Annotated in this window: 20 protein-coding genes; 13 read left to right on the top strand and 7 right to left on the bottom strand. The window is 43.6% G+C overall.

What is annotated here, in order from left to right:
- Positions 1-197: 197 nt before the first annotated feature.
- Complete coding sequence (locus tag D0463_RS07340; protein ID WP_117306718.1) at positions 198-1,007, top strand: YitT family protein; 810 nt, start codon at positions 198-200, stop codon at positions 1,005-1,007.
- A 74-nt stretch (positions 1,008-1,081) separates the two neighbouring features.
- On the opposite strand, the gene D0463_RS07335 is transcribed toward D0463_RS07340, so the two are convergent.
- Positions 1,082-1,318: an IDEAL domain-containing protein gene (locus tag D0463_RS07335; RefSeq protein WP_117306715.1), complete on the bottom strand. Its 237-nt coding sequence runs from the start codon at positions 1,316-1,318 to the stop codon at positions 1,082-1,084.
- Between the two features lie 224 nt (positions 1,319-1,542).
- On the opposite strand from D0463_RS07335, the gene D0463_RS07330 reads away from it, so the two are divergent.
- Positions 1,543-2,106 carry a competence protein ComK gene (locus D0463_RS07330; protein ID WP_117306712.1) on the top strand — a complete coding sequence of 188 codons (564 nt, stop codon included), beginning with the start codon at positions 1,543-1,545 and terminating at the stop codon, positions 2,104-2,106.
- Positions 2,107-2,131: 25 nt separating this feature from the next.
- Here the strand turns inward: D0463_RS07330 and D0463_RS07325 are convergent, their stop codons facing one another.
- Positions 2,132-2,521, bottom strand: coding sequence for a YhjD family protein (locus tag D0463_RS07325; protein ID WP_117306710.1), 390 nt, complete (start codon positions 2,519-2,521; stop codon positions 2,132-2,134).
- Positions 2,522-2,825: 304 nt separating this feature from the next.
- On the opposite strand from D0463_RS07325, the gene D0463_RS07320 reads away from it, so the two are divergent.
- The 9 genes from D0463_RS07320 (at position 2,826) to D0463_RS07280 (ending at position 16,682) form a co-directional block, all read left to right on the top strand.
- A complete protein-coding gene (locus D0463_RS07320) occupies positions 2,826-3,437 on the top strand; it encodes a TVP38/TMEM64 family protein (protein WP_117306708.1) in 612 nt (203 codons plus the stop codon).
- A 49-nt stretch (positions 3,438-3,486) separates the two neighbouring features.
- Positions 3,487-4,047, top strand: a complete 561-nt coding sequence (gene lepB / locus D0463_RS07315; protein WP_117306706.1) for a signal peptidase I — start codon at positions 3,487-3,489, stop codon at positions 4,045-4,047.
- 336 nt (positions 4,048-4,383) lie between these two features.
- Positions 4,384-7,884 carry a helicase-exonuclease AddAB subunit AddB gene (gene addB / locus D0463_RS07310; RefSeq protein WP_117306704.1) on the top strand — a complete coding sequence of 1,167 codons (3,501 nt, stop codon included), beginning with the start codon at positions 4,384-4,386 and terminating at the stop codon, positions 7,882-7,884.
- Positions 7,881-11,663, top strand: coding sequence for a helicase-exonuclease AddAB subunit AddA (addA, locus tag D0463_RS07305; protein ID WP_117306702.1), 3,783 nt, complete (start codon positions 7,881-7,883; stop codon positions 11,661-11,663). Before addB ends, addA begins: the two co-directional genes overlap by 4 nt.
- Before the next feature lie 139 nt (positions 11,664-11,802).
- Complete coding sequence (locus D0463_RS07300) at positions 11,803-13,395, top strand: long-chain-fatty-acid--CoA ligase (protein WP_117306700.1); 1,593 nt, start codon at positions 11,803-11,805, stop codon at positions 13,393-13,395.
- A gap of 194 nt (positions 13,396-13,589) precedes the next feature.
- A complete protein-coding gene (locus D0463_RS07295) occupies positions 13,590-14,786 on the top strand; it encodes a DUF418 domain-containing protein (protein ID WP_117306698.1) in 1,197 nt (398 codons plus the stop codon).
- Positions 14,783-15,301 (top strand): DNA topology modulation protein, encoded by a 519-nt coding sequence (locus D0463_RS07290; protein WP_117306696.1) that lies wholly within the window; start codon positions 14,783-14,785, stop codon positions 15,299-15,301. Before D0463_RS07295 ends, D0463_RS07290 begins: the two co-directional genes overlap by 4 nt.
- A 53-nt stretch (positions 15,302-15,354) precedes the next feature.
- A complete protein-coding gene (locus D0463_RS07285; RefSeq protein ID WP_117306694.1) occupies positions 15,355-16,251 on the top strand; it encodes a fumarylacetoacetate hydrolase family protein in 897 nt (298 codons plus the stop codon).
- Between the two features lie 86 nt (positions 16,252-16,337).
- Positions 16,338-16,682: a YisL family protein gene (locus tag D0463_RS07280; protein ID WP_117306723.1), complete on the top strand. Its 345-nt coding sequence runs from the start codon at positions 16,338-16,340 to the stop codon at positions 16,680-16,682.
- Positions 16,683-16,763: 81 nt separating this feature from the next.
- Here D0463_RS07280 and D0463_RS07275 read toward each other — a convergent pair whose 3' ends face one another.
- Positions 16,764-17,336 (bottom strand): DUF2777 family protein, encoded by a 573-nt coding sequence (locus D0463_RS07275; protein ID WP_117306692.1) that lies wholly within the window; start codon positions 17,334-17,336, stop codon positions 16,764-16,766.
- A gap of 212 nt (positions 17,337-17,548) precedes the next feature.
- On the opposite strand from D0463_RS07275, the gene asnB reads away from it, so the two are divergent.
- Positions 17,549-19,402, top strand: coding sequence for an asparagine synthase (glutamine-hydrolyzing) (gene asnB / locus D0463_RS07270; protein ID WP_117306690.1), 1,854 nt, complete (start codon positions 17,549-17,551; stop codon positions 19,400-19,402).
- A gap of 27 nt (positions 19,403-19,429) precedes the next feature.
- Here the strand turns inward: asnB and D0463_RS07265 are convergent, their stop codons facing one another.
- Entirely contained in the window at positions 19,430-20,794 is a 1,365-nt protein-coding gene (locus D0463_RS07265) for an MATE family efflux transporter (protein WP_117306720.1), read from the bottom strand.
- 249 nt (positions 20,795-21,043) lie between these two features.
- Here D0463_RS07265 and D0463_RS07260 point away from each other — a divergent pair, with 249 nt between their 5' ends.
- Positions 21,044-22,579 carry an alpha-amylase family glycosyl hydrolase gene (locus D0463_RS07260; protein ID WP_117306688.1) on the top strand — a complete coding sequence of 512 codons (1,536 nt, stop codon included), beginning with the start codon at positions 21,044-21,046 and terminating at the stop codon, positions 22,577-22,579.
- Between the two features lie 64 nt (positions 22,580-22,643).
- Here D0463_RS07260 and D0463_RS07255 read toward each other — a convergent pair whose 3' ends face one another.
- The 3 genes from D0463_RS07255 to D0463_RS19675 all read right to left on the bottom strand — a co-directional run.
- Entirely contained in the window at positions 22,644-23,042 is a 399-nt protein-coding gene (locus D0463_RS07255; protein WP_117306685.1) for a VOC family protein, read from the bottom strand.
- Positions 23,043-23,163: 121 nt separating this feature from the next.
- Positions 23,164-24,033, bottom strand: a complete 870-nt coding sequence (locus D0463_RS07250) for an SDR family oxidoreductase (RefSeq protein ID WP_117306683.1) — start codon at positions 24,031-24,033, stop codon at positions 23,164-23,166.
- Positions 24,030-24,271 (bottom strand): hypothetical protein (locus D0463_RS19675; RefSeq protein ID WP_216824889.1); only part of this gene is annotated, 242 nt, incomplete at its 5' end. The genes D0463_RS07250 and D0463_RS19675, both read right to left, overlap by 4 nt.

Raw genomic sequence — 24,271 nt, 5'->3', positions numbered from 1 at the left:
ATACAAAAAACCCGAATAAGAGACTTTTTTAAGTGTCCATTATTCGGGTCATAGTTCAAACACTAAACCAAGGCGTTTTTTTATGTAAATTAGAGATGGGAGTTTATATATTATCTGAATAAACAATTACTTTTTTTCTTCGTGAATTCTCTTTTATAATAAATTTGAGTTTTAGTTCGTTTTGAAGGAGTTAGTCAATGTACAGAATACTCACGATCATTACAGGCTCCCTCATTGTTGGTGGGGCCTACAATTTATTTCTGATTCCCCATCACATTTTGAGCAGTGGATTGAGCGGGATTGCCATCATGCTCGGAATCCTGACACCGTTTAATACGGGGATCTTGAATTTCCTGTTGAATCTCCCTCTCTTAATCCTCGGGGTATTAAAGCTGGGGAAACGATTCATCAGTTACACAATCCTATCTGTCGTTGTGCTATCGGTCAGCTTGTATGTGATACCTGTTCAGGCCATTAGCACAGAACCGATCTTGTCCTCTCTGTTTGGCGGGGTATTAACCGGTATTGGCATCGGTCTGATATTCCGGGCGTCGGGTTCATCCGGGGGCTTTGACATCATTGCCATGCTGTTAACGAAAAAAAGGGACTTTCCACTGGGTGCGCTCATTTCAGCAATGAACGCTGTCGTCGTTGTCTTGTCAGGCTTTGTGTTTAATTGGGATGCAGCTTTGAATACGCTTGTTGCCATTTATGCAACAGGGAAGGTTATCGATACAATCCATACGAACCATATTAAGCTTACCTTGATGATTGTCACAAAGAATGGGGAAGAGATGAAGGCGAAGTTGCTTGCTAATTTATACCGGGGAATTACCATTATGGACGGGGAAGGGGCTTATTCGGGAGAAGGGCGGAAAATCCTCATGACCGTCATTACCCGCTATCAGCTTACCGATGTGAAAACAATGATAAATGAAATAGATCCTGATGCCTTCGTGAACATTACCGAAACAACCGAGGTCATGGGCTCCTTCCACAAGGCGTAGGCTGTTCCGGAAAAAATCCTCCTGATGGTTATCAGGAGGATTTTTTTGATTAGTGGCGTGTTCATCAGGTTATTTTAAGTGCCAAACATTTTGTTAACTTCATTCCATTCATTACTTAACAGGTCGAATTGCTTCTTATCTTTTGCGTCCAAGGCTTCATCAATCTGCCGCCCTAGCTGTGTCTTTTTATAGGTAAGAACGGACTCGTGAATAATCATGTCAATCAGCAGTTCCTTCAGGTAGACATCTTTTTTACTTTTGTTCATCGCATAAGACTTTACCAACTCTGAATATGATTTCTCATTTTTCATGAAATCCACCCCTGACACCTTTTTATTATTATATGGGATTTTGATATATAAAATCAACGGAATATTTAAAATATTTATTTTTTTAAAATTTTAATGACAAGGTCAGATTTAAAGTGACAGGATGTTGGGAAAATTATAAATATTTTGTTTTCTTTGGGTATTTTATGGTAGAATGAGGAATAAAATGGAAGTTGAAAAGGTAATTAGGAAAGGAGAACCCTTATATGAAGGATGAGAAACCACATTTAATTGAAGAATATGAAATTACTCCTTACACCCTATTAATTAGCCCAATAACGTATGGCAGTAAAACGTATTCGCATATTGTTGAGCTGGATGATGAATACATATCCCCCTTTAAGCCCATCGACATCATTAAAAAAAGCTGTCATTATTTCGGAGTCAGTTATGAAGGCAGGAAAGAGGGAACACGGCAGCTGATCGGCGTTACACATAAGGCGCCGATTGCGATTAATCCGACAAGCTCCATGTTTTTCTTTCCCACAACTTCTCCTTTGCGTCCCCATTGCATATGGGTCTCACTAGAACATATTGAAAGATTCAGCCGAGTGGATATGTCCCATACATCCGTTACATTCAAAAATCATCAGCAGGTGGATTTGCCTATTTCAACAAGCTCTTTTGAAAATCAATACATGAGGACCGTTTTCCTGAAAGATAAGCTAATCCAGAGAATTGAAGAAACAGAACGAAAATACTTTTACCTGCATTCGCATGCAGCATCTGAGAAAACAGCGAAATTCAGAAAGTACAAGGAAGATCACTAATGGTGGGTCCTGCCTGTTGCCTTTCTCATTGGAGAAGGGCATTTTGTGTTTCATCAGGGATCAGCCTCTTATATAAAAAATAAACTAACAGTTCCTCCACCCGGTTGCGCAGCCGCAGATTGAAATAATTGTGGCGTTCCTCATACCCCTTATATATGAAGCAATATACGGTAAATGTGTCATCCCGCTTCAGTTCACTCACTTTTATATTTTCCTTGCGTAAATATTTCCTTACATTGGCCAGTTCTCTTTGGACCGTCTTAAGGGCATCCTCAACCATGTCCAGATACGGTTGCGGCAATTTTAACGGACTTTTCTCAATAATCGTCCTGTCCCGGTTCAAAATGGTGATGACCATCGGGAGATAGATGGATTGTTCGATGATGTCACAGTCCTGCTCGGGAATGCGGGTCATGCTGCTTCCTCCTTTCTTGACGGAACTCTAATGATTATATGTAGGATGTATCAAAAAGAGAACGTTTGTTCTATAGTAATTAAAAAATGGTTGTTGTGCAAGCCTGTTGCGTGAATTTCCATAAAAAAGATTATGATTCCATGGAAAAGGGAAATGATTAAATATAGCTTTTCTGTAGAAAAGCAGATTAATGCTTGCATTTTCAATGCAACGTGATATATCTAATAATTAAGGGTAAGAAATAGGACAAGAATATGTACCGTTTTCTGTATACGGATAAGACGGCCTGCCTAAGGAGATTATTATGGATTTTGACGGACTGCGAGAATGGTTTACACTTGAGAATATATTGGAGCTTATCCAGCAATACCGGTCTTTTGGACCCATTCCTGGCATATTGTTGCCTATGCTTGAAGCATTTTTGCCTTTCTTGCCGCTCGTCGTTTTTGTGTTGGCAAATGCCAGTGCTTTCGGTCTATGGTTTGGATTTTTGTTTTCGTGGATTGGAGCGGTAACCGGCTCGATGATTGTTTTCTTTATTTTTCGCAAATACGGCCAAAAGCGGATGCTCAAATTCCTGCATAAGCATAAACAGGTTCAAAAGCTGATGAATTGGGTTGACCGTCATGGATTCGGTCCATTATTTTTATTGCTATGCTTTCCATTCACACCCTCGGCAATCGTTAATATTGTAGCCGGGCTTTCGAAAATAAGCCCGTGGCAATACGGATTAGCTGTTATGGCGGGGAAAATGGTGATGATTTTTACAATCAGTTTTGTCGGATACGATATTGTTTCACTGATCAATCAGCCAATAAGAACTGTCATTGTTATAGTCATTATTATGATACTCTGGTATGTTGGGAAAAGAATTGAGATAAGATTAAATAAGAGCATGAAAAGAGAGAATGGATAATCATATCCAATCAAAATCAACCAGGCTCTATACATTGGAGGCTGAAAGAATGGCAGCTAAGCGTAAAAACCTCTTTCTGGAATGGTTTAAAGCCGGTGTGATTGCTTTTGTGTTATTCATTTGTATCCGAACCTTTTTCTTTTCCAGCTATGAAGTGGATGGGAAATCCATGCAGCCCACATTGCAGGATGGAAACAAACTTGTCGTGAATAAGATAGGGTATCAAATCCAGGACATTCGCCTTTTTGATATTATTGTTTTTCATGCAAATGATAGAGAAGACTATGTCAAAAGAGTGATTGGGCTTCCGGGGGATACAATAATCTATGAGGATGATTCGCTGTACGTAAGCGGTGTGAACTATCAAGAGCCATACTTAAAGCCATTCAAGCCGTTTCCCGGACAGAACCTCACCGGCGATTTTACTCTGGGAGAGTTAACAAATTCTCAAAAAGTACCGGACGGAAAATTGTTCGTCATGGGCGATAACCGGTTCGGGAGTATGGACAGCAGGCATTTCGGATTTATTTCGATCGATGAGATCGTAGGCAAGGTCGATGTGCGATATTGGCCTTTGAACAAGTTCAATACAAATTTCAGAGGCACTTAACCCGGCTAATAGGCCGGGTTTTTTGGCATAAAGGAAAGTATAAACTTTTCTTTATGCATAAAGCAAAATCACAGACTAAGTGCGCCACGTCCTGTGGGCCTCAGCTACGTCTAATCTCCGCCTTAGGGCTCGTCAATTGACGAGTTTTCTTTATAAAAGGAAGGCGAACGTATGATTGCGTTTTGGGTGAGGAAGCAGTAGAATATACCTATGGATATTAATAACAACCTGCGTCTAATAAAAAAATGTCGGGATTTCTGATATGATAGGATGTAAGGAATTCGTTCGCTCAGGCCGTTTTATCAGCCTGCAAAGCGGGATGAAGGAGGAAAAAGTATGTCACTCCGTTTTTTACTCGGAAGATCCGGGACGGGAAAAACAACAAGAATTCTTGATGAAATCCGCGGCAAGTTACAGGAAAGTGCGGAAGGAAATCCGATCATTTACCTTGTTCCTGAACAAATGACGTTTTTGTCTGAATATAAATTGATTACAACACCAGGACTCGCTGGCATGATCCGTTCCCAGGTGTACAGCTTTACCCGGCTTGCGTGGCGCGTGCTGCAAGAAACCGGCGGGATGAGCCGAATCCATCTCGATAGTGTCGGGGTGAACATGCTGATCCGCAAGATTATTGAAGAGAAGAAAGATGACTTGAAAATGTTCCGCCGTTCTTCTGAAAAGCAAGGCTTTATTGCCCAGCTCGAAGAAATGCTGACGGAATTTAAACGCTACTGCATCAATCCAGAAGAAATCAGGGAGTTCATGGGAGACCCGGCCCTGCAGACGGATAAAGAAATGAATGGGGGACTGGAAAATAAGCTCCATGATCTTGAAATCATCTATCAGGCTTTTGAGGATGAATTAGTCGGAAAATATTTAGATTCAGAGGATTATTTTAAGTTGTTAGTTGAAAAGATGGCCGATTCTCCTTATATCGCAGCAGCCGAGATTTACATTGACGGTTTTTACAGTCTGACGCCCCAGGAATTGCGCGTTGTTGAAGAATTAATGAGGCTAAGCAAAGGTGTAACGGTGTCATTGACACTCGATCAGCCTTATAGACACAATCAGCCCGAAAACCTGGATCTTTTCCGGCAAACAGCCGGACTCTATCACAGTATTTATAGTGCGGCGGAACGGCTCGGAATTTCCTGTGAAGAAGATATCATCCTGTCCAGCCCGAAACGATTCGCCCAAAGTCCGGCTTTACAGCATCTCGAAGCGAACTTTGCAATCCGCCCCGCCCGGACATTCTTGGAGGAAACCGCTGTTACTCTATCCCCTGCGGTGAATCGACGGTCAGAGATTGAAGGAACGGCGCGCACGATTTTAAGACTGGTCCGTGAAGAAAATTACCGCTGGAAAGACATTGCGATTTTAGTGCGTAATGGTGATTCCTACCATGATATCATCCAAACGGTTTTCCGGGATTTCCAGATTCCCATTTTCATTGATACGAAGCGTTCGATGCTGAATCATCCATTAATAGAATTGATTCGTTCCACGCTTGAGATCCTGCTTGCGAATTGGAGATATGAACCGGTTTTCCGTTCTATTAAAACAGAGCTTCTCTATCCGATTGACCAGAATCAAAATAGTATGAGAGAGCAGGTGGACAGGCTTGAAAACTATGTGCTGTCCCGGGGAATCAAAGGTACTAAATGGACCTCCAAGGAGCGCTGGATCTATAGGAGATTACGTGGGCTCGAGCTTGATGAACGGATACAGACGGATAAGGAAAAGCGTACAGAGGACGAACTGAATGAACTGAAGCAGCTTTTCACCGAACCGATTCTCCGCTTGTCGCGCCGCCTGAAACGGGTTAGGAGCGGAAGGGAATATTGTGAAGCTCTATATTTGTACCTTGAAGAATTGCATATTCCGGAAAAACTCGATAAATGGAAATTCGAAGCGGAAGATGAAGGCGATTTGGTCTCAGCCCGTCAGCATGAACAGGTCTGGAATGCGGTGGTGAAGCTGTTGGACCAATTTGTTGAAATGCTGGGTGATGAGCCGATCACCTTGAAGCAGTTTTCAACAATTATTGAGACCGGCATAGAGTCGATGAAATTTTCACTCGTCCCTCCGGCGATTGACCAGGTACTGGTGGCAAATCTTGACCAATCGCGTCTGGATGATATAAAGGCGGCGTTTGTGATTGGTTTGACAGAAGGGGTATTACCGGGGAAAGCAAGCGCTGACGGCATTTTTTCTGATCGTGACAGAGAGAAGCTCACGCAGGCAGGCCTGGAGGTTGCGCCAAGTTCCATTATCCGGCTGATGGATGAGGAGTTTACGGCCTACAAGGCTTTTATGACTCCTTCCAAACAGCTCTATCTCTCATATCCTCTTGCTGATGAAGAAGGAAAATCACTATTACCGTCTTCTTATATTAAGAGAATAAGAGAAGTGCTTCCGAATCTGCAGGAAAATGTTTATACGGGCGACCCGTCGGATTTGACGGCATCCCTGCAGGCAGAGTATGCCGCTAATTATGATGTCGCTTTATCCTATTTAACGGCCCAGCTGCAGCTGAAAAAAAGAAATTATCCAATCCATCCGCTTTGGTGGGATGTATACAATGCATATATGGATAACGACATCCTTAAGCCAAAAGCAGAACAAGTGCTATCAAGCTTATTTTATCAAAACAAGGCGAAGAAATTATCCATGGATACGAGCACGAAAATATACGGGGAAAATATTACGGCGAGCGTTTCACGTATGGAAATGTTCAACAGCTGTGCATTTGCACATTATGCAGCCCACGGGTTGAAGCTTCAGGAACGGAAAGTATTCCGGCTTGATGCACCAGATATCGGAGAGATGTTCCATGGTGCGCTTAAGCTGATTTCGGATTATTTACGTGACCAGAATATTTCCTGGGCATCGCTGACAAAGAGTCAGTGCCTCCAGCTTGCGAAAGAAGCAGTGGATAGACTTGCCCCGAAACTCCATAATGAAATCCTGCTGAGCACAAACCGCCATCACTACTTGCGGAGAAAGCTTGAGGATGTGATTGGACGGGCATCCATGGTGCTGAGCGAGCATGCAAAAAACAGCGGCTTCTCGCCGGTTGGCCTTGAACTTGGATTCGGAAAGGGCGGTCAATTGCCACCGCTTTCCTTTACTTTGAAAAACGGTACAAAGATGGAACTGATCGGGAGAATCGACCGCGTCGATAAAGCGGAAGAAAACGACAGCGTCTACTTGAGGGTGCTTGATTACAAGTCCAGTGAAAAGGATTTGAACGCTAGTGAAGTCTATTACGGGCTTGCCCTCCAGATGCTTACCTACCTCGATATCGTGATTACCCACTCGCGTTCATTAGTAGGCAAAGAGGCTTTCCCTGCAGGCGCCCTGTATTTCCACGTTCATAATCCGGTCGTGAAAAGTAACGGAATGCTCGGCCTTGATGAAATCGAAAAAGCGATTTATAAAAGCTTCAAGATGAAAGGGCTATTGCTCGGCGATCCAAATGTGATCCAGCTCATGGACCAATCTCTTGAAACCGGTCAGTCTGAAATGATCCCGGCCGGTTTTAAAAAGGACGGCAGCTTACAATCAAAATCAAAGATTGCGAGCATGGAAGAGTTCTCGCTTTTGAAAAATCACGTCCGAACTATGTATCAGGATGCTGGAGAGTCAATCATTGACGGAAAGGTTGATATCAAGCCTTATAAATTAAAAGATAAGATCCCGTGTACGTTTTGTTCTTTCAAATCGGTCTGCCAATTCGATCAGACACTGGAAGATAACCAGTTTAGAATCTTAACACCAAGAAAACAGGATGATGTATTGGAGATCTTGCGGAAGGAGGCTGCTGTTGAATGAGTAAAACAATGATTCCGGCAAAGCCGGCGGACGTTACCTGGACAGAGGATCAGTGGAAAGCAATCTGGGCGAAAGACCAGGATATTCTCGTAGCGGCAGCTGCTGGATCTGGGAAAACAGCCGTGCTTGTCAACCGGATTATTCAAAAGGTTCTATCGGAAGAGGAACCGATGAATGTAGACGAATTGCTCGTCGTGACCTTTACTAACGCTTCCGCAGCGGAAATGAAGCACAGAATCGGAGAAGCGCTGGAAAAAGCAATCAATGAAAATCCGCATTCCCAGCATTTACGAAAGCAATTGAGTCTCATTAACCGGGCCTCGATTTCGACACTTCACTCGTTTTGCCTGGAGGTTATAAGAAAGTATTATTATCTGACTGAAATCGACCCCGGGTTCCGGATTGCCGACTCTACAGAAGCAGAACTGCTCCGCGATGAAGTGATGGAAGACTTGTTCGAGGAGCATTACAGCCAAAGTGATAATGAACCTTTCTTTAAGCTGGTGGATGCCTATACCAGCGACCGGAACGACGCAGCATTGCAAATCATGGTACGCTCGCTCCATGATTTTTCAAGGTCGCATCCCACCCCGGATCAATGGCTTGATAATCTTATTGGAATGTACGATGTGAAAGAAGATGCTCGAATCGAAGATCTATTTTTTCTCGACGCTCTCACTTTTGACATTGAACTGCAATTGGAGGCGGCAAAGGATTTATTGCAGCAGGCGATGGATCTTACGGAAGTACCGGGAGGGCCTGCACCAAGGGCTGAAAACTATCTGGATGATTTAGCAATTATTGAGCGGCTATATCAGGCCAATCAACAGTCGTGGAGTAAGATGTACGAGGAGATGCAAGCTTGGAAATTCTCAACCGCCAAGCGCTGTTCCGGAGATGATTACAACCAAGATCTCGTTGAATTAGCGACAAAACATCGCAACAAGGCAAAGAAAATGCTTGAAACATTGAGAAGCGAGCTGTTCTTGAGAAAACCGGAGAGTTTTATTCGCGAGATCCGTGAGCTTAAAAACTATGCCGAAACGCTTGTCATGCTTGTTAAGCAATTCGATGAACGTTTCTTTGCGGCTAAAGCAGAAAAGAATCTCGTTGATTTTTCAGATTTGGAGCATTATTGCCTCGATATTCTAACCGGTGAATACGCCGGATCTGTAAGGATTCCGTCTATCGCAGCAAAAGAGTACCGTAGCCTATTTAAAGAGGTGCTCGTCGATGAGTACCAGGATACAAATCTTGTGCAGGAGTCCATTTTGAAATTGGTGACAGCGGATGGCGAAGACAGCGGGAACATGTTTATGGTTGGTGACGTGAAGCAATCGATTTACCGCTTCCGTCTGGCGGAACCAAATCTGTTTCTCGGCAAATACACACGCTTCATGCATGATGGCAAAGACACCGGCCTCAGGATCGATTTGAACCGAAATTTCCGGAGCCGAAAAGAAGTTCTGGATGGCACGAACTTTTTGTTTAAGCAGCTGATGGGAGTTACTGTGGGGGAGATTGAGTATAATGATGATGCTGAGTTAAAAAAGGGAGCATCCTATCCGGAGGAAACCTCTTATCCAATCGAACTTTATCTGATTGATAACAGTAGCAATGAAGAAGAAACGACTGCTCTTGCATCGGAGGATGAGGGAGATACAGCTGATGCGGTATTTGATACTGAGGAACTGGAAAACGCTCAGTTGGAAGCGAGAATGATGGGTAAGCTCATTAAAAAAGCGATTCAGGAAAAACAGCAAATATTTGATGCGAAAATAGGCACATACCGTTCCATCACATACCGTGACATTGTCATTCTGCTGCGTTCAATGCCGTGGGCTCCGCAGATTATGGAAGAGTTTAAGAAACAAGGCATTCCTGTGTATGCTAATTTATCAACAGGCTATTTTGAGGCCACTGAAGTAGCGATCATGATTTCTTTGCTGAAGGTGATCGATAACCCGCAGCAGGATATCCCGCTCGTTTCCGTGCTTCGCTCACCGATTGTCGGCCTCAACGAAGAGGAATTAGCACAAATCCGGCTATTTAATTCCGAGACCTATTATGATGCGATGGCTGATTTTTGCAGAAATGCTGATCCCGCTGAATATGCCGGATTCCATGAAAAGGTAGTATCATTCAATCGCAAACTGGCCCAGTGGAGACAACTGGCGATACAGGAGTCACTTTCAGATTTAATTTGGCAGCTTTATCGTGAGACGGGATTTTATGATTTTGCTGGCGGCATGCCGGGAGGGAAACAACGTCAGGCAAACCTGAGGGCCTTATATGATCGCGCAAGGCAATACGAAGCCAGCTCCTTCCGCGGTTTGTTCCGTTTCTTGCGCTTCATCGAAAGAATGCAGGAGCGGGGAGATGACCTCGGAGCTGCAAGAGCACTTGGCGAGCAGGAGGATGTGGTCCGGCTGATGACGATTCACTCATCCAAAGGACTTGAGTTCCCCGTTGTCTTCATTGCTGGGCTTTCGAAGCAATTTAATATGATGGATATCAGGAAATCCTATTTATTAGATAAAGATTTCGGCTTCGCTTCCAAATATGTCAATCCCGAGTTGCGGATCACCTATCCATCGCTACCTCAACTAGCTTTCAAAAGGAAAAAACAGCTGGAAATGATAGCTGAGGAGATGCGTGTGCTCTACGTTGCCTTAACAAGGGCAAAAGAAAAATTGTACTTGATCGGGACTGTTAAAGATTCGGAAAAAAGCCTGCAGAATTGGTCAGCAAGTTCCGCGCATGGCGATTGGCTGTTAAAGGACTATGTCCGGGCAGGTGCCAAAAGCTATATGGACTGGATAGGTCCGGCAGTGATTCGACACCGTGACAGCAGCGGTTTAATCGAAAATCAGAATACCGTGTTCCAGCGCAATGAAGAAATTTCTGCCCATCCTTCCAACTGGCAGATCCAAGTAGTTCCAAATGCGGAATTGCAAGCGGTGGAGGATGAAGAGGCAATAGAACAAGAAAAGCTTTTAGAATCCGTAAGGAATGCGGAGAGAGTAGACTCGGAATCACAATATAAAGGAAAGATTCTCGAACAATTAAGCTGGAGTTACTCCAATAAGGACGCATCCGTTCATCGTTCCAAGCAATCGGTGTCTGAATTGAAGCGGCAGGCTGAACTCAAAGATGATCAAAGTTCGACAGAGCTGCTTCGTAAATTCAAGCGACCGATTTTGACAAGACCGGCTTTTATGCAGGAAAAGGCATTGACCCCTGCCGAAAAAGGAACAATCACGCATCTGATTATGCAGCATATCGATGTGAAGAAGCCTGTCACGGAAACTACCGTGGATGAAGTGGTTGAAGACTTGCTTAAGCGCGAGTTGATAACAGAGGAACAAAAAAAAGCTGTCGATACCTCGGTGGTTGTACGTTTCTTTGAAAGTGATATCGGCCGGCGGATGCAACAAGCTTCTTCCGTCAGGAGGGAAATGCCGTTTACGATGCCATTGCCGGCAAATGAAGTCTATAATGACTGGAAGAAGGGCGAAGAGCTTATTATGGTTCAGGGAATTATCGATTGTATTTTTGAAGACGAGCAGGGGACTCTTGTTCTCCTGGATTATAAAACAGATGCGATCACAGACCGGTTTGCAAATGGATTCGAAGGAGCAAGAGACATTCTCGCGGACAGATACCGCTTACAGCTTCAACTTTATACACGTGCCATTGAAGGCATTTTGAAGAAAAAGGTGAACGAACAATATTTATTTTTCTTTGATGGGGCACATTTACTTGAAATGAATGAATGATGGAAAAGGCGAAACTAACAGGTTTCGCCTTTTTTAAATACAAAAAAATTAACAGTATGTAAGTTACTGTTTATTTAATAAGTGATATGCTAGTATAAAAATAATTTAGAATTTTTAAACTTTAACTGAGGTGAAGAATATGAATGTACCTTTAGTGTTGACGGAATTTTTGGACAGAGCCGTTTCTTTATACGGAGATAAGCAAGCGGTATTTTGCGATGAAAGGGTGTTTACATATCGGGAATTAAACGAAAGAGTCAATCAGCTTTCACACGGTTTAAGGGACCTGGGAGTGGAAAAAGGGGACAGGGTTGCCTATTTGGCACCGAACACGGTTGAAATGCTTGAGGGATTCTATGGAATTTTCCAGCTTGGAGCCATTATGGTGCCGCTCAATATTCGTTTAACGCCTGAAGATTATTTATTTATCTTGAACCATAGTGAATCAAAGGTTCTACTTGTTGACCAGGATATGTACCACCTGATTTGGCCTGTTAAAGACCAACTTGAGACCGTCGAGCATATTATTGTTCATTATAAAGAGAGGGATACAAATGAAACCGATTACAATGAATGGCTGGCAAGGTATCCCGCTGCCTCATTCAATCGAGCAGACCTCGATGAAAATGATGTCTGCAGCCTGCTTTACACAAGCGGCACGACAGGCAATCCAAAAGGGGTTATGCTGACACATCGTAATAACTATCTGCATGCGTTAAGTACCATGCATCATTTACGCGTAAGCGACCGGGATGTTTACCTCCATGTCCTGCCAATGTTCCATGTGAATGGATGGGGCTCGCCCTTTTACTATACAGCGAATGGAGCGATCCATATTTGCCTGAAAAAAGCGACACCGGAAGCTATTTTTACAGCGTTGGAAGCTCATAAAGTATCTGTCTTGCATATGGCTCCAACGGTATTGAATTCACTGCTGCAGTATTATGAAAAGAATGTACCTGTAATGGAACAGGAGGTGCGTGTCGTGATTGCGGGTTCTGCACCGCCGCCAGCTTTCGTGACAAGGGTGGAAAAAGAATTAGGCTGGGAATTCGTCCAGGTATACGGAATGACCGAATCAACCCCGTTGAGCCTGGTTTCGGCGATTCGCTCACAGTTTGCAGATCTTCCGCTTAAAGAGCAGTATAGGATGAAAGCGAAGGCGGGGCATCCAATGATTGGATCTGATGTAAAAGTGATGAACGAAAATGGAGAAGAGGTAGTCCATGACGGAAAAGAAATTGGTGAAGTGATTGTAAGAAGCCATGGCGTCATGAAAGGGTATTGGAAAAATGAAGAAGCAACAATGGAGACGATCAGAAACGGGTGGCTTCACACGGGAGATATGGGGACGGTGGATGAATACGGACATATCGATATCGTCGACCGAAAGAAGGATATTATCATTAGTGGCGGGGAGAATATTTCCTCAATCGAAGTAGAAGGGGCCTTGTATGAGCACCCGGGAATATTAGAAGCGGCTGTCATCGCCGTCCCTCATGAGAAATGGGGAGAAACACCGCACGCCTATGTCGTATTAAGAGAAAACCAAGCTATAAGCGAAGAGGAAATTATTGCTTTCTCCAGAGAGAAATTGGCTCACTTTAAAGCAATCACAGGCGTGACGTTAGTGGGTGAGCTTCCAAAAACAGCCTCCGGGAAAATCCAAAAGGTTCACCTTCGGAATGAATATTGGAACGCCAAAGGGAAAACCGAGCGATTCATTAACTGAAACAATACAGAAAACTGCTCTTTTTAGTTAAGGGCAGTTTTTTTAAATAAAATAAAGGAAGCACTTTGTATCTATGAGCGGCGCCTCATATTTACGAGCGCTGGCCTATATTTTGCAAGGAACTTGTGGCACTTTTGAAGACATCGACTATTTAGTATAATAATCGTAAATCGAACGGACCGGGAGTTGTGACGATGAATAATGTGCAGGAAGCCGACAGGATAGTCAGCATCGATATTCTAAGAGGGTTTTCGTTATTGGGAATCTTGCTTGTGAATATGCCTTCTTTCCATACGCCGTTTTTATACATAAATCCATTGACTTGGTGGACTGACAACCCGGATCGAATGCTATATATTTTTACAGATATCTTTGCCCAGGCAAGCTTTTATCCGTTATTCGCCTTTTTATTCGGCTTCGGAGGCATCCTCTTTGCTGAAAGAGTCAACAAGCGGGGCCAATCGTTTCCGGTTCTCTTTTCGAGAAGGATGCTGGCCTTGCTGCTAATTGGCTGCATTCACGCTTTTTTCATCTGGCATGGGGATATTCTGATTAATTATGCGTTATTCGGCTTTATTTTCATTCTGTTTTATAAGATGAGCGGCAGGTTACTGTTGATTTTAGGCTCGCTTATTTATCTTATTCCCTTCCTTATGCTGGCGATGCTTATGATCGCGGCACAGGTATTTGAAATGGGTGGACTGGAGATTCCTATAGATCATGAGGCAGTCAGGCAATCGATGGAAGTGTATCGAAACGGAACATTTATCGAAATCATGCGCCAGAGATTCGATGACTGGTACGCTGTAAATAACCTGGCGAGTGCAGTCTTATTGTTTTTATCGATATTCCCGCTGTTTTTGATTGGAGGGGGCTTTGCGAAGCTGCGGCTGCTGGAACGGCCCGGTATTTACCGAAAACATTTACGCATCATCATGGCCGTCTCTCTAGTACTTGGCTTGCTGGTTAAGCTGATTCCTTATCTGACTGCCAATAACTATGCGACGGTCTTTTTGCAGGACACGTTCGGAGGGCCCTTGCTTTCCCTGTTTTATATAACGGCGATTACGCTGCTGCTGCAAAGAAATCTCGTCCATAAGGTTATGCTTCCGTTTTCGTATGTTGGCAGACTTTCGATGAGCAATTATCTGATTCAATCGATAATTGGGACTCTGATTTTTTACTCATACGGCTTAGGCTTATACGGCCGGGTCTCTTTCTCAACGGGTTTGGTACTTGTTGGAGGAACTTTTGTGATCCAGATGCTGGCCAGCAAATACTGGCTAGCATATTTCCTGATGGGTCCTGTTGAGTATGTATGGCGGATGTTTACGTATGGGAAAAAGCCTGCGATAAGAAGAAGTGCGCATGGAAAAGGGGGCCAGCGTTGAAGACGATTATGATACTGGGCTGCCCGGGAGCGGGGAAATCTACGTTGGCAAAAAGATTATCTGAAATCCTGCACATTCCTGCCATCCATCTGGACGCACACTTTTGGCTGCCTGGCTGGGTGGAGATGCCGCGGGAAAAATGGCAGGCAAAACACGAGGATCTTATCGGAGGAGATTCATGGATTATTGATGGGCACTATAGCCGGACGATAGATAACAGGTTTGCAAATGCCGATACGGTCATATATCTTGAATTTCCGACTACCATCTGTCTGTATAGAATTATTAAGCGGAGATTTCAATACCACGGGAAGACGAGGCATGACATGGCTTATGGATGTCCCGAAAAACTAGATTGGGAGTTTTTAAGTTATGTCTTTACTTTCAATAGGAAAAAGGCACCTGGCATAAAAAAGAGGATATCAAATCTGTCAGGCAAGAACATCATTGTGTTAAAAAACAGGAGACAGGTAGACGAATTTCTGAAAAGACTAATAGATTTGCCGCAAGTATAGACATAATACGGCAAACAGAGGAGCTAGCGAATAGATGAAGGAGTGGAATAATAATGAAATTTGCAACAGTCCAGGTCAACGGTGAAAATAAAATTGTCATGTCAAGCCAAAATCAAACAAATTTTTTACTTCTTCACGAAGCTGCTGAAAGAATCGGCGACCCGTCGCTATCCTTTCCCGCGACGCTTCTGGAGTGCATTCAGGAGGGAGAAAGTTTTATCGAAAAAGCAAACAGGCTTTTTCAATCAGCTGACGATGCTTCGCTTTTTATCACTGAAGCAGATTTCGAATGGAAAGCACCGATTCCCCGTCCAGCGAAAAACATTTTCTGTGTCGGAAAAAACTATGCGGAACATGCGATCGAACTTGGAAGCGAAGCGGACATCCCTGAGCATGTCATGCTGTTTTCGAAGGTGCCGACAACAGTGATTGGACATAATACGGCAATCCCGAATCATCAGGGAGTTACCGATCAATTGGATTATGAAGGCGAGCTTGCCGTTGTAATCGGAAAAACCGGCCGGGCCATCAATAAGGAAGACGCGTTGGATTATGTGTTTGGATATACGATTATCAATGATGTGACAGCCCGTGACATGCAGGCTAAGCATAAGCAGTTCTTGCTTGGGAAAAGTCTGGATGGGTCATGTCCGATGGGTCCCGTTATTGTCCATAAATCGGAGATTGCTGACCCGAACCAGCTTCAAATCGAAACAAAGGTGAATGGAGAAATTCGGCAGAAGTCCAGTACGGAAAACTTCATTTTCCCTGTTGAAGAGATTATTGCCGTGGTTTCAAAGGGAATGACCCTTGAGCCAGGCGATATCATCGCCACCGGCACACCTGCGGGAGTGGGTAAAGGATTCAATCCACCTAAATTTCTTCAATCCGGCGATTCCGTCGAAATCACCGTTGAAAAAATTGGGACGCTCGTTAACAGTATCGAATAGAGCAATTTTAAATTTTGTTTTTCCATAATTGTCTATGATATGATGTAGGAGATTATTGATTTAGGAGGAATTTTAACATGGAAGGCATGACTCATATTCATATCACGACCTGGGTAGTCGCCCTGATTCTCTTTTTTGTAGCAGTGTCTATGAATAAGGATGCAAAAGGCTTTAAAATTGTACATATGATCCTGCGCCTTTTTTATGTGTTGATCATCCTTACCGGTTTCGCATTAATCGGCAGCGACTTTGGATATTATGCACTTAAGATGATTATCGGCATCATCGTCATTGGAGCGATGGAAATGATCCTGGTGCGTTCTAAAAAAGGAAAAAGCACAGGAGCTTTATGGGCAGTGTTTGTCGTTGCCTTTGTAGCTGTACTATATCTCGGACTATCCTTGCCGCAAGGTTTTCAACCATTTGCTTAAAAGTAAAGCATCGTCAAAATTTGACGGTGCTTTGTTTATGGGGATCCCAGCAAACAACTATTATCAGGGGTCTCTTTTTTCTCATGATGGCTGCGAATTCAGTTTTTCAATAACAATTCGCTTACCCGTATTCAGAGTGAATTCAAAGCGGTCATGCTCATTTTCCGAATAGCAAAAGTGATGCTGGACGGAACAAAGCAGGAGGCCATTATCGAAAACAAAGAAGTTGACGCCTGACTGGGTCGCGGTTTCCCGCAGGAAGGTGAGCTGGTTATAGCTGTATATGCAGTCATATACGGAGAAATCGAGTGAATTCAAGGTGGTAACAAACTGAAAGAAAGAATCATTATTCAGTTCGTCGAGCAACCTTTCAAATGAATAAATAAGTTGTTTTCGGATGCGAATCTGTTCGCCATCCTGCAGGTGAATCAGCTGATTGTTATGTTTAACAGCACCATTTTCCTCGATGCAGCCTTTGCGCCAGCGGTTTCCTCTAAATACCTCGATATCACGCTGTAGATAATCCTCAAAGGAAGACGCTTCATCGGTTTCATTATCAAAGAATATCCATTGGTGATTAATGTATTCCACCGTTCCTTCTGAAAATGCCCTGGTTTGGCGGTTGAAAAGTTTATCTCTATGCTGCTGACTCATATATTAGACCCTCCAAAAAGTGGTATGCCTCACCTACTTCTTTGACAATTTCCAAGGAAAATATAACTCCTTAATTTTTATTACCGGGACAATTAACCATCTTTTTTTTCTGCATAGGCTAATTTATACAAAAAACTACTTTGCTCATCTTTTCTTAAACGAGTGCGTACTGGTGGATTTTTTATTATCGGGTTCAGAAAGGATGATAACTTATGTGTGGGATTACGGGATGGGTCGACTTCCGGAAAAATGTTGCCAGTGAAATAGAAGTAGTGGAAAAAATGACGGAAACATTGGCGAAACGCGGTCCCGATCAATCAAATGTATGGGCCGACACTCACGTGGCTTTTGGTCACAAGCGTCTGACTGTCGTAGATCCTGAGGGCGGCAGCCAGCCGATGCTGAAGCAAAATCACGACCGCAAGTTCATACTGTGTTATAATGGCGAGCTTTACAATACGGAAGATATCCGAAAAGAACTATTATTAAAAGGATATTCCTTTAAAGGCCATAGTGATACAGAAGTTTTGTTAACTTCTTACATCGAATGGAAAGAAAAGTGTGTGGATTTTTTTAATGGGATTTTTGCTTTTGCGATTTGGGATGCGAAAGAGCAGAAGCTGTTCATGGCAAGAGATAGATTGGGTGTTAAACCGCTATTTTATAAGGAGCATGAAGGGGGCTTTCTTTTTGGATCAGAAATGAAAGCAATTTTAGCCCATCGGGACGTAAAGACAGAAATTAGCCGGGATGGACTTGCTGAGATTTTTGGCTTAGGACCGTCCCGCACTCCGGGGTCAGGGGTTTTCCGCGGGATTCAAGAATTGCGTCCCGCCCATGGTTTAACATTATCGGCGACTCAAGGATTACGAATATGGCGCTACTGGAATGTTAAAAGTGAAGAGCATACCGACACGTTGGAGGAAACGGCAGAAAAAGTTCGTTTTCTGGTTAATGATGCAGTCACCAGACAGCTTGTTTCGGATGTCCCGCTCTGTACATTTTTATCAGGTGGAGTGGATTCGAGCGCGATCACGGCGATTGCCGCAAAAAGCTATAAGGAGGCAGGTCAAGGCAGGCTTCATACGTATTCGATTGATTATCAAGACAACGATTTGTTCTTTCAGGAGAATGATTTTCAGCCGAATTCTGATGGACCGTGGATAAAGATGATGTCTGATGGCTTTGATACCGTCCATCATAGTTCGATTATTTCACAGGAAGTCCTTGGCGATTATTTAACTGAAGCGGTTCACGTGAGAGACTTACCGGGAATGGCGGATATCGATTCCTCGCTGCTCTGGTTTTGCAAGGAGATCAAACACGATTTCACGGTAGGCCTGTCAGGTGAATGCGCTGATGAAATATTTGGAGGCTATCCATGGTTCCACAGAAAAGATGATCTAAGCAGGAAAGGGTTTCCGTGGATGCGTTCGACAGAGGCGAGGGTGTCCCTTTTGAAGAAAGGCTGGCAGGACAAATTAAAACTGGAAGAATACGTACAGGATAAATACGCCCAAACCGTGGCGGAAACACCGAGGCTCGAAGGGGAAACATCTGAAGCGGCAAACCGCAGGGAGTTATTTTATTTAAATATCCTTTGGTTTATGACAACCCTCTTGGACAGAAAAGACCGGATGAGTATGGGGGCGAGTCTTGAGGTAAGAGTCCCGTTTGCTGATCACCGCCTTGTTGAATATGTCTGGAATATTCCATGGGAAATGAAGATGGTTGGAAATAGGGAAAAGGGGATTCTTCGAAAAGCATTGGAGGGGAGTTTGCCTCAGGAGGTGCTCTACCGGAAGAAAAGCCCGTACCCAAAAACGCATAATCCGGCCTATACAGACAAAGTCCAATCCTGGCTGAAGGAAATCATCACTGATCGCAATTCTGCGCTTCATGAGTTTTTTGAAAAAGAAAAGCTGCGTGATGTCATCGAATCCAAAGGGGAATCCTTCGACATCCCATGGTTCGGCCAGCTCATGTCAGGGCCCCAGCTCCTTGCCCACCTGGGACAAATACATGTTTGGTTTAAAGACTATGACATTCAAATAATCGAATCATAGTAAACAGGGACTGGTGGGCAGTCCCTATTATTCGTTTATTTTAGCTTCTGCAGGAACGATAAAACTCTTTTTCATCCAGACTTTAGATTTCCATCTCCACAACATCAATAAGCCGCGTAACCATTCGTCGGCAGCAAAAGCGATCCAAATTCCGATCAGTCCAAGGCCAAGTTTGATCCCGAGCAAATAGGCAAGCGTGACGCTCACACCCCACATCGATAAGATACCGACATAAACGGGGAATTTGACATCGCCGGCAGCGCGCAAGGAATTTATAATCACCAAGTTTAAAGAGCGGCCGGGCTCCAGAATGATCGTCAGCAAGATTAAGATACTTCCCGTCGCTATGATGCTTTGATTACTGGTGAATATGGATAACAGTGGTTTGGAGAATAGAGAGAATATAAGCGCGAACAAAGTAGATAGGATCATCGCCAGCCTAAGACTTCTCAGGCATCGATGATAGGCTTCTTCGTATTTCTTTCCTCCAATCATGCGGCCAATCAGGATTTCTGTCCCTTGGGCGATGGCAACAGCAAATAGATAGATGAACATCATCAGGTTTTGGGCGTATACCTTGGTTGTCAGCGCATTGGTACCCATGATGGTAATGAAATAGGTAATGACCATCTGCGACCCGTTATAGGAAAGATGCTCTCCCGCGGAAGGCAGGCCAATAGCAAGAAGATTTTTCATATGACGGGACGGCAGAGAAAAAATCTTCTTAAACGGCAAGCCTTCGGGGACCCGTTTTACCAGCAAAAATAGAACGACCACAAACCCGATGAACCGGCTTACTGCCGTAGATATCGCAACCCCCTCAACGCCTAGGACAGGAAGACCAAAAGGACCATAAATGAATACATAGTTTCCGATAATGTTTAAGATGTTCATTCCTAAGGTTACGAACATGGCGTCCCGTGTGAACCCATAGCTTCTGATTATCGCGCCAGCAGTCATGATCAAGGCCTGGATAAACAAAAAACCTCCGACGATACGTAAATAGGCATCTGCTTCATCCAATAATTCAACCGGCAAATCCATCAGCTGGAGCAGCGGCTTGCTGAAAATCACTAATATAACACTTAAAAGCAAACCAAAAACGAGGTTGGCTGCGAGGGAGACGACGGAGACAGCGCCTGCTTCATCCTCCCTGTTGGCCCCCAAGCTTTGTGCTACGAGAACCGAAGAACCAATGGCAACAAAACCGAACATGACGATGATTAGCGCCAGGATTTGATTGGCGACACCGACAGCAGCAACGGATTGATCGGAATACTGGCTTAACATGAGTGTATCGGCATTTCCCATCAGCATATGGAGGGAAATCTCGATGAAAATCGGCCAAGTAAGGGCGAACAGAGTCAATTTTGCTTTTTGGTTATTCTTCATGTCGTCAGCCACCCCATCATGTTTTGCATCTAAATAATAGACAAGTAAATATATATTTTTAGAGAGAAGAAAATATGTTTTCTCTAATCCATTATACAGTTCCATTTTTATAAGGAAAACGGGATCATTCACTTCAGGAAAATTCTTTAAATTGTCATAGTATGTGGTAAATTTCGTTATTTCGTTTGACGGTCAGATTACAAACGGCTAATCTTAAAGGCGTAGATAAGTATAGTAGGAGGAGCGGACATGCGAAAAAGAGTACTGTCACTCGTTTTGGTTCCGTTTCTTCTTTTTTACGCCCTTCCCGTAGGAGCTGTTGAAAAAGAAGAACGCAAGTGGCAAGACGAGGTCATTTATTTTTTAATGATTGACCGGTTTAACGATGGAGATACAAGCAATGCTAAGGATGTTGACGTTAACGATCCGGATACATATAACGGCGGTGATTTCAAAGGGATTGTTGAACAGCTGGATTACATGAAGGATATGGGGTATACTGCCATCTCGCTGACGCCAGTATTTGATAATGAAGACGGGGGCTATCATGGCTACTGGATCAACGATTATTATCAGACTGACGAGCATTTTGGAACAATCGAAGATTTTAAGAAGCTCGTAAAAGAAGCTCATAAGCGGGATATGAAAGTGATGACTGAGTTTGTTGTCAATCATGTAGGCCCAAATCATCCATGGCTGAGTGACCCTGAAAAAGAAGACTGGTTCCATGAAAAAAAGGACGTGACAAACCCTGACAATTCAGAGGATATTGAGTCTGCATGGATCGATGGTTTACCGGACCTGAACCAGAATAATCCGGAAGTCAGGAGCTATTTGCTGGATGCAGCAAAATGGTGGATAACAGAGACCGGGGTTGATGGCTATACCCTTGATGGGATGAACTATGTGCCAAAGGACTTTTGGAGTGACTTTTCAAAAGCAGTCAAATCCGAGAAAGAGGATTTTTACTTGTTGGGTGAAGTATTTTCCAATGATTCGGCAACAATCTCGGGTTATAAAAATACAGGCATAGACGGATTCCTAGATTATCCGTTAAATGAGAATTTAAGGACTGCTTTCACGGAACCGGATCAAAGCACGGACGGTCTATTTTCTATTTATAATAGAAACCAATCATTATTTGATAAACCCGAACTGATGGGTAACTTCATGGACAACCATGAGATGGCCCGTTTCACGAACGACGCTGTTTTAAACAAACAACAGCCTGGAACGCGCTGGCGAATGGCGCTGTCCTACTTGTATACAGTTCCGGGAATACCGGTCGTTTATTACGGCTCAGAAATCGCGATGAACGGTGATAAGGTGCCGGAAAATCGTCAGTTGATGGCATTCAAGGCGGAAAAAGAGTTAATCGATTACATTACCAAGCTAGGAGAACTCAGACAGCAGCTTCCGTCCTTAACAAGAGGAGATTTTGAACTTCTTTATGAAAAAGCGGGCATGGCCGTTTTCAAGCGGACTTACGAGGATGAAACAGTCGTTGTGGCCATAAACAATACGTCGAAGTCACAGACAGTCACCCTTAATGAAGGGGATTTAGCAAAGAATCAGGAATTGAGAGGCTTGCTTGAGAATGATCTTGTCCGGAGCAAAGGAGACAGTTATACCATCATTCTTGATCGCGAAAAGACAGAAGTGTATGCCCTTGCTGATAAATCAGGTTTGAATATTCCATATATCATAATTATGGGAGTCGTGTATGCTGCATTTATTGTATTCATCATCCTGGTATGGAAAAGGTCAAAACGCCGTAAAGCATAAAGGGATGCCCCCTGGGACATAGATAGAAAGCGAAGAAAATGTGAAATCTTTCTTCGCTTTTTTTTCATTGATCTTTGGATAAATTAAGCTCCCATGTTACACCGTATTTATCGGTGACAACTCCGTATCTTGAATTCCAAAATGTATCTTGGAGCTCCATCTTCACCTGACCTGTTCTAGTTAATTCCTGATAAATCCTGTTGATTTCATCTTCCGTCTCCAAGTCGAGCATTAGCCAGATACTTGTTCCGTTTGTAACTGGTTGAAACACATCAGCAAAATAAATGATACAAGTTGAATTAATATGTAATTCCGCATGAATATATTTTCCTTCATGGCCCTTGAACATTTCGATTCCGTCCGCTAATTGGGTATTTTTGATCTCTCCGCCAAATACTCGTTGATAGTAGTCTAGAGCATTCTTGCAATTTTCCAGATAAATGTGAGGCAACATTCTTTTCATCGTTTTAACCTGCCTTAGTTTTTAAATTGTTTCAAGAATATCTTTCCATATCTTTATGCAAAATACCTGCCTATTAAAAAAGCTTCCGCAAAAAAATCGCGAAAGCTTTTTCCGATTACAGTTATCCATTCACAACGCTGCCGCCGTTGACATGGATAATCTGGCCGCTCACATAGGAGGAGTCGTCACTGCCGAGGTATACATAAGCCGGGGCGAGTTCTTCAGGCTGTCCTGCCCGTCCCATTGGACTGTCTGTACCGAACTTGGCTACCTGATCCTCCGGGAATGTAGAAGGAATGAGAGGGGTCCAGATTGGCCCCGGCGCTACACCATTGACACGTATGCCGTCCTTGACGATCGAATTGGACAAAGCCCTCGTGAAGGAAACGATAGCACCTTTCGTGGAAGAGTAATCAATCAGCTGCGGGTTGCCTTGATAAGCCGTAATTGAGGCGGTATTGATGATGCTGCTTCCTTTTTGCATATGTGGAAGGGCTGCTTTTGTGAGATGGAAAATGGAAAAGATATTCGTTCTGTAGGTTTTTTCAAGCTGTTCGGCCGTTATGTCCAAAATGCTTTTTTGCGGATGCTGTTCTGCAGCGTTGTTCACAAGTATATCTACCGTGCCGAATTCACCAACCGTTTTCTCAACAACCTCTTTACAAAAGCTTTCGTCACCAATATCACCGGAGAGAAGAAGGCATTTTTGCCCTTCCTGTTCCACTAACTCTTTCGTTGTTTGGGCGTCATCATGCTCATCCAAGTATACGATTGTTACATCTGCTCCTTCTTTAGCATAATAAATGGCAACGGATTTCCCAATCCCGCTGTCGCCTCCGGTAATAATCGCTGTCTTGCCTTTTAATTTTCCGCTTCCTTTATACTCGGATTTCACGGATTCGGGGTTTGGACTCATTTCCGTCTCAATTCCGGGCTGACGCTCCTGATGCTGTGCCGGAAATCCTTGATTGCTTTTCTCCTGACTGCTCATAAAAAAATCCCTCCAATATTTGTTCTCATCTTACATATTCCATTCAATGGAGGAAGGAAAACATGGAAAGATTTAACATCATATATTTTTTTTAGGTTCTTCACCAAAAGAAGTAGTTTAAGCTTTTGATTATCCGTTGATTTTCGCTCCAGGCGCTCGCTTTCCGCGGGCAGTCCGGAAGCCTCCTCGGCAAAGGGCACGCCTCCGGGACTTACACAGGATGTGTTGGCGTCGACGT

Source organism: Bacillus sp. V59.32b (assembly GCF_003429085.1).
GTDB lineage: Bacteria > Bacillota > Bacilli > Bacillales > DSM-1321 > Peribacillus.
This window is presented reverse-complemented; position numbering and strand designations above follow the sequence as displayed.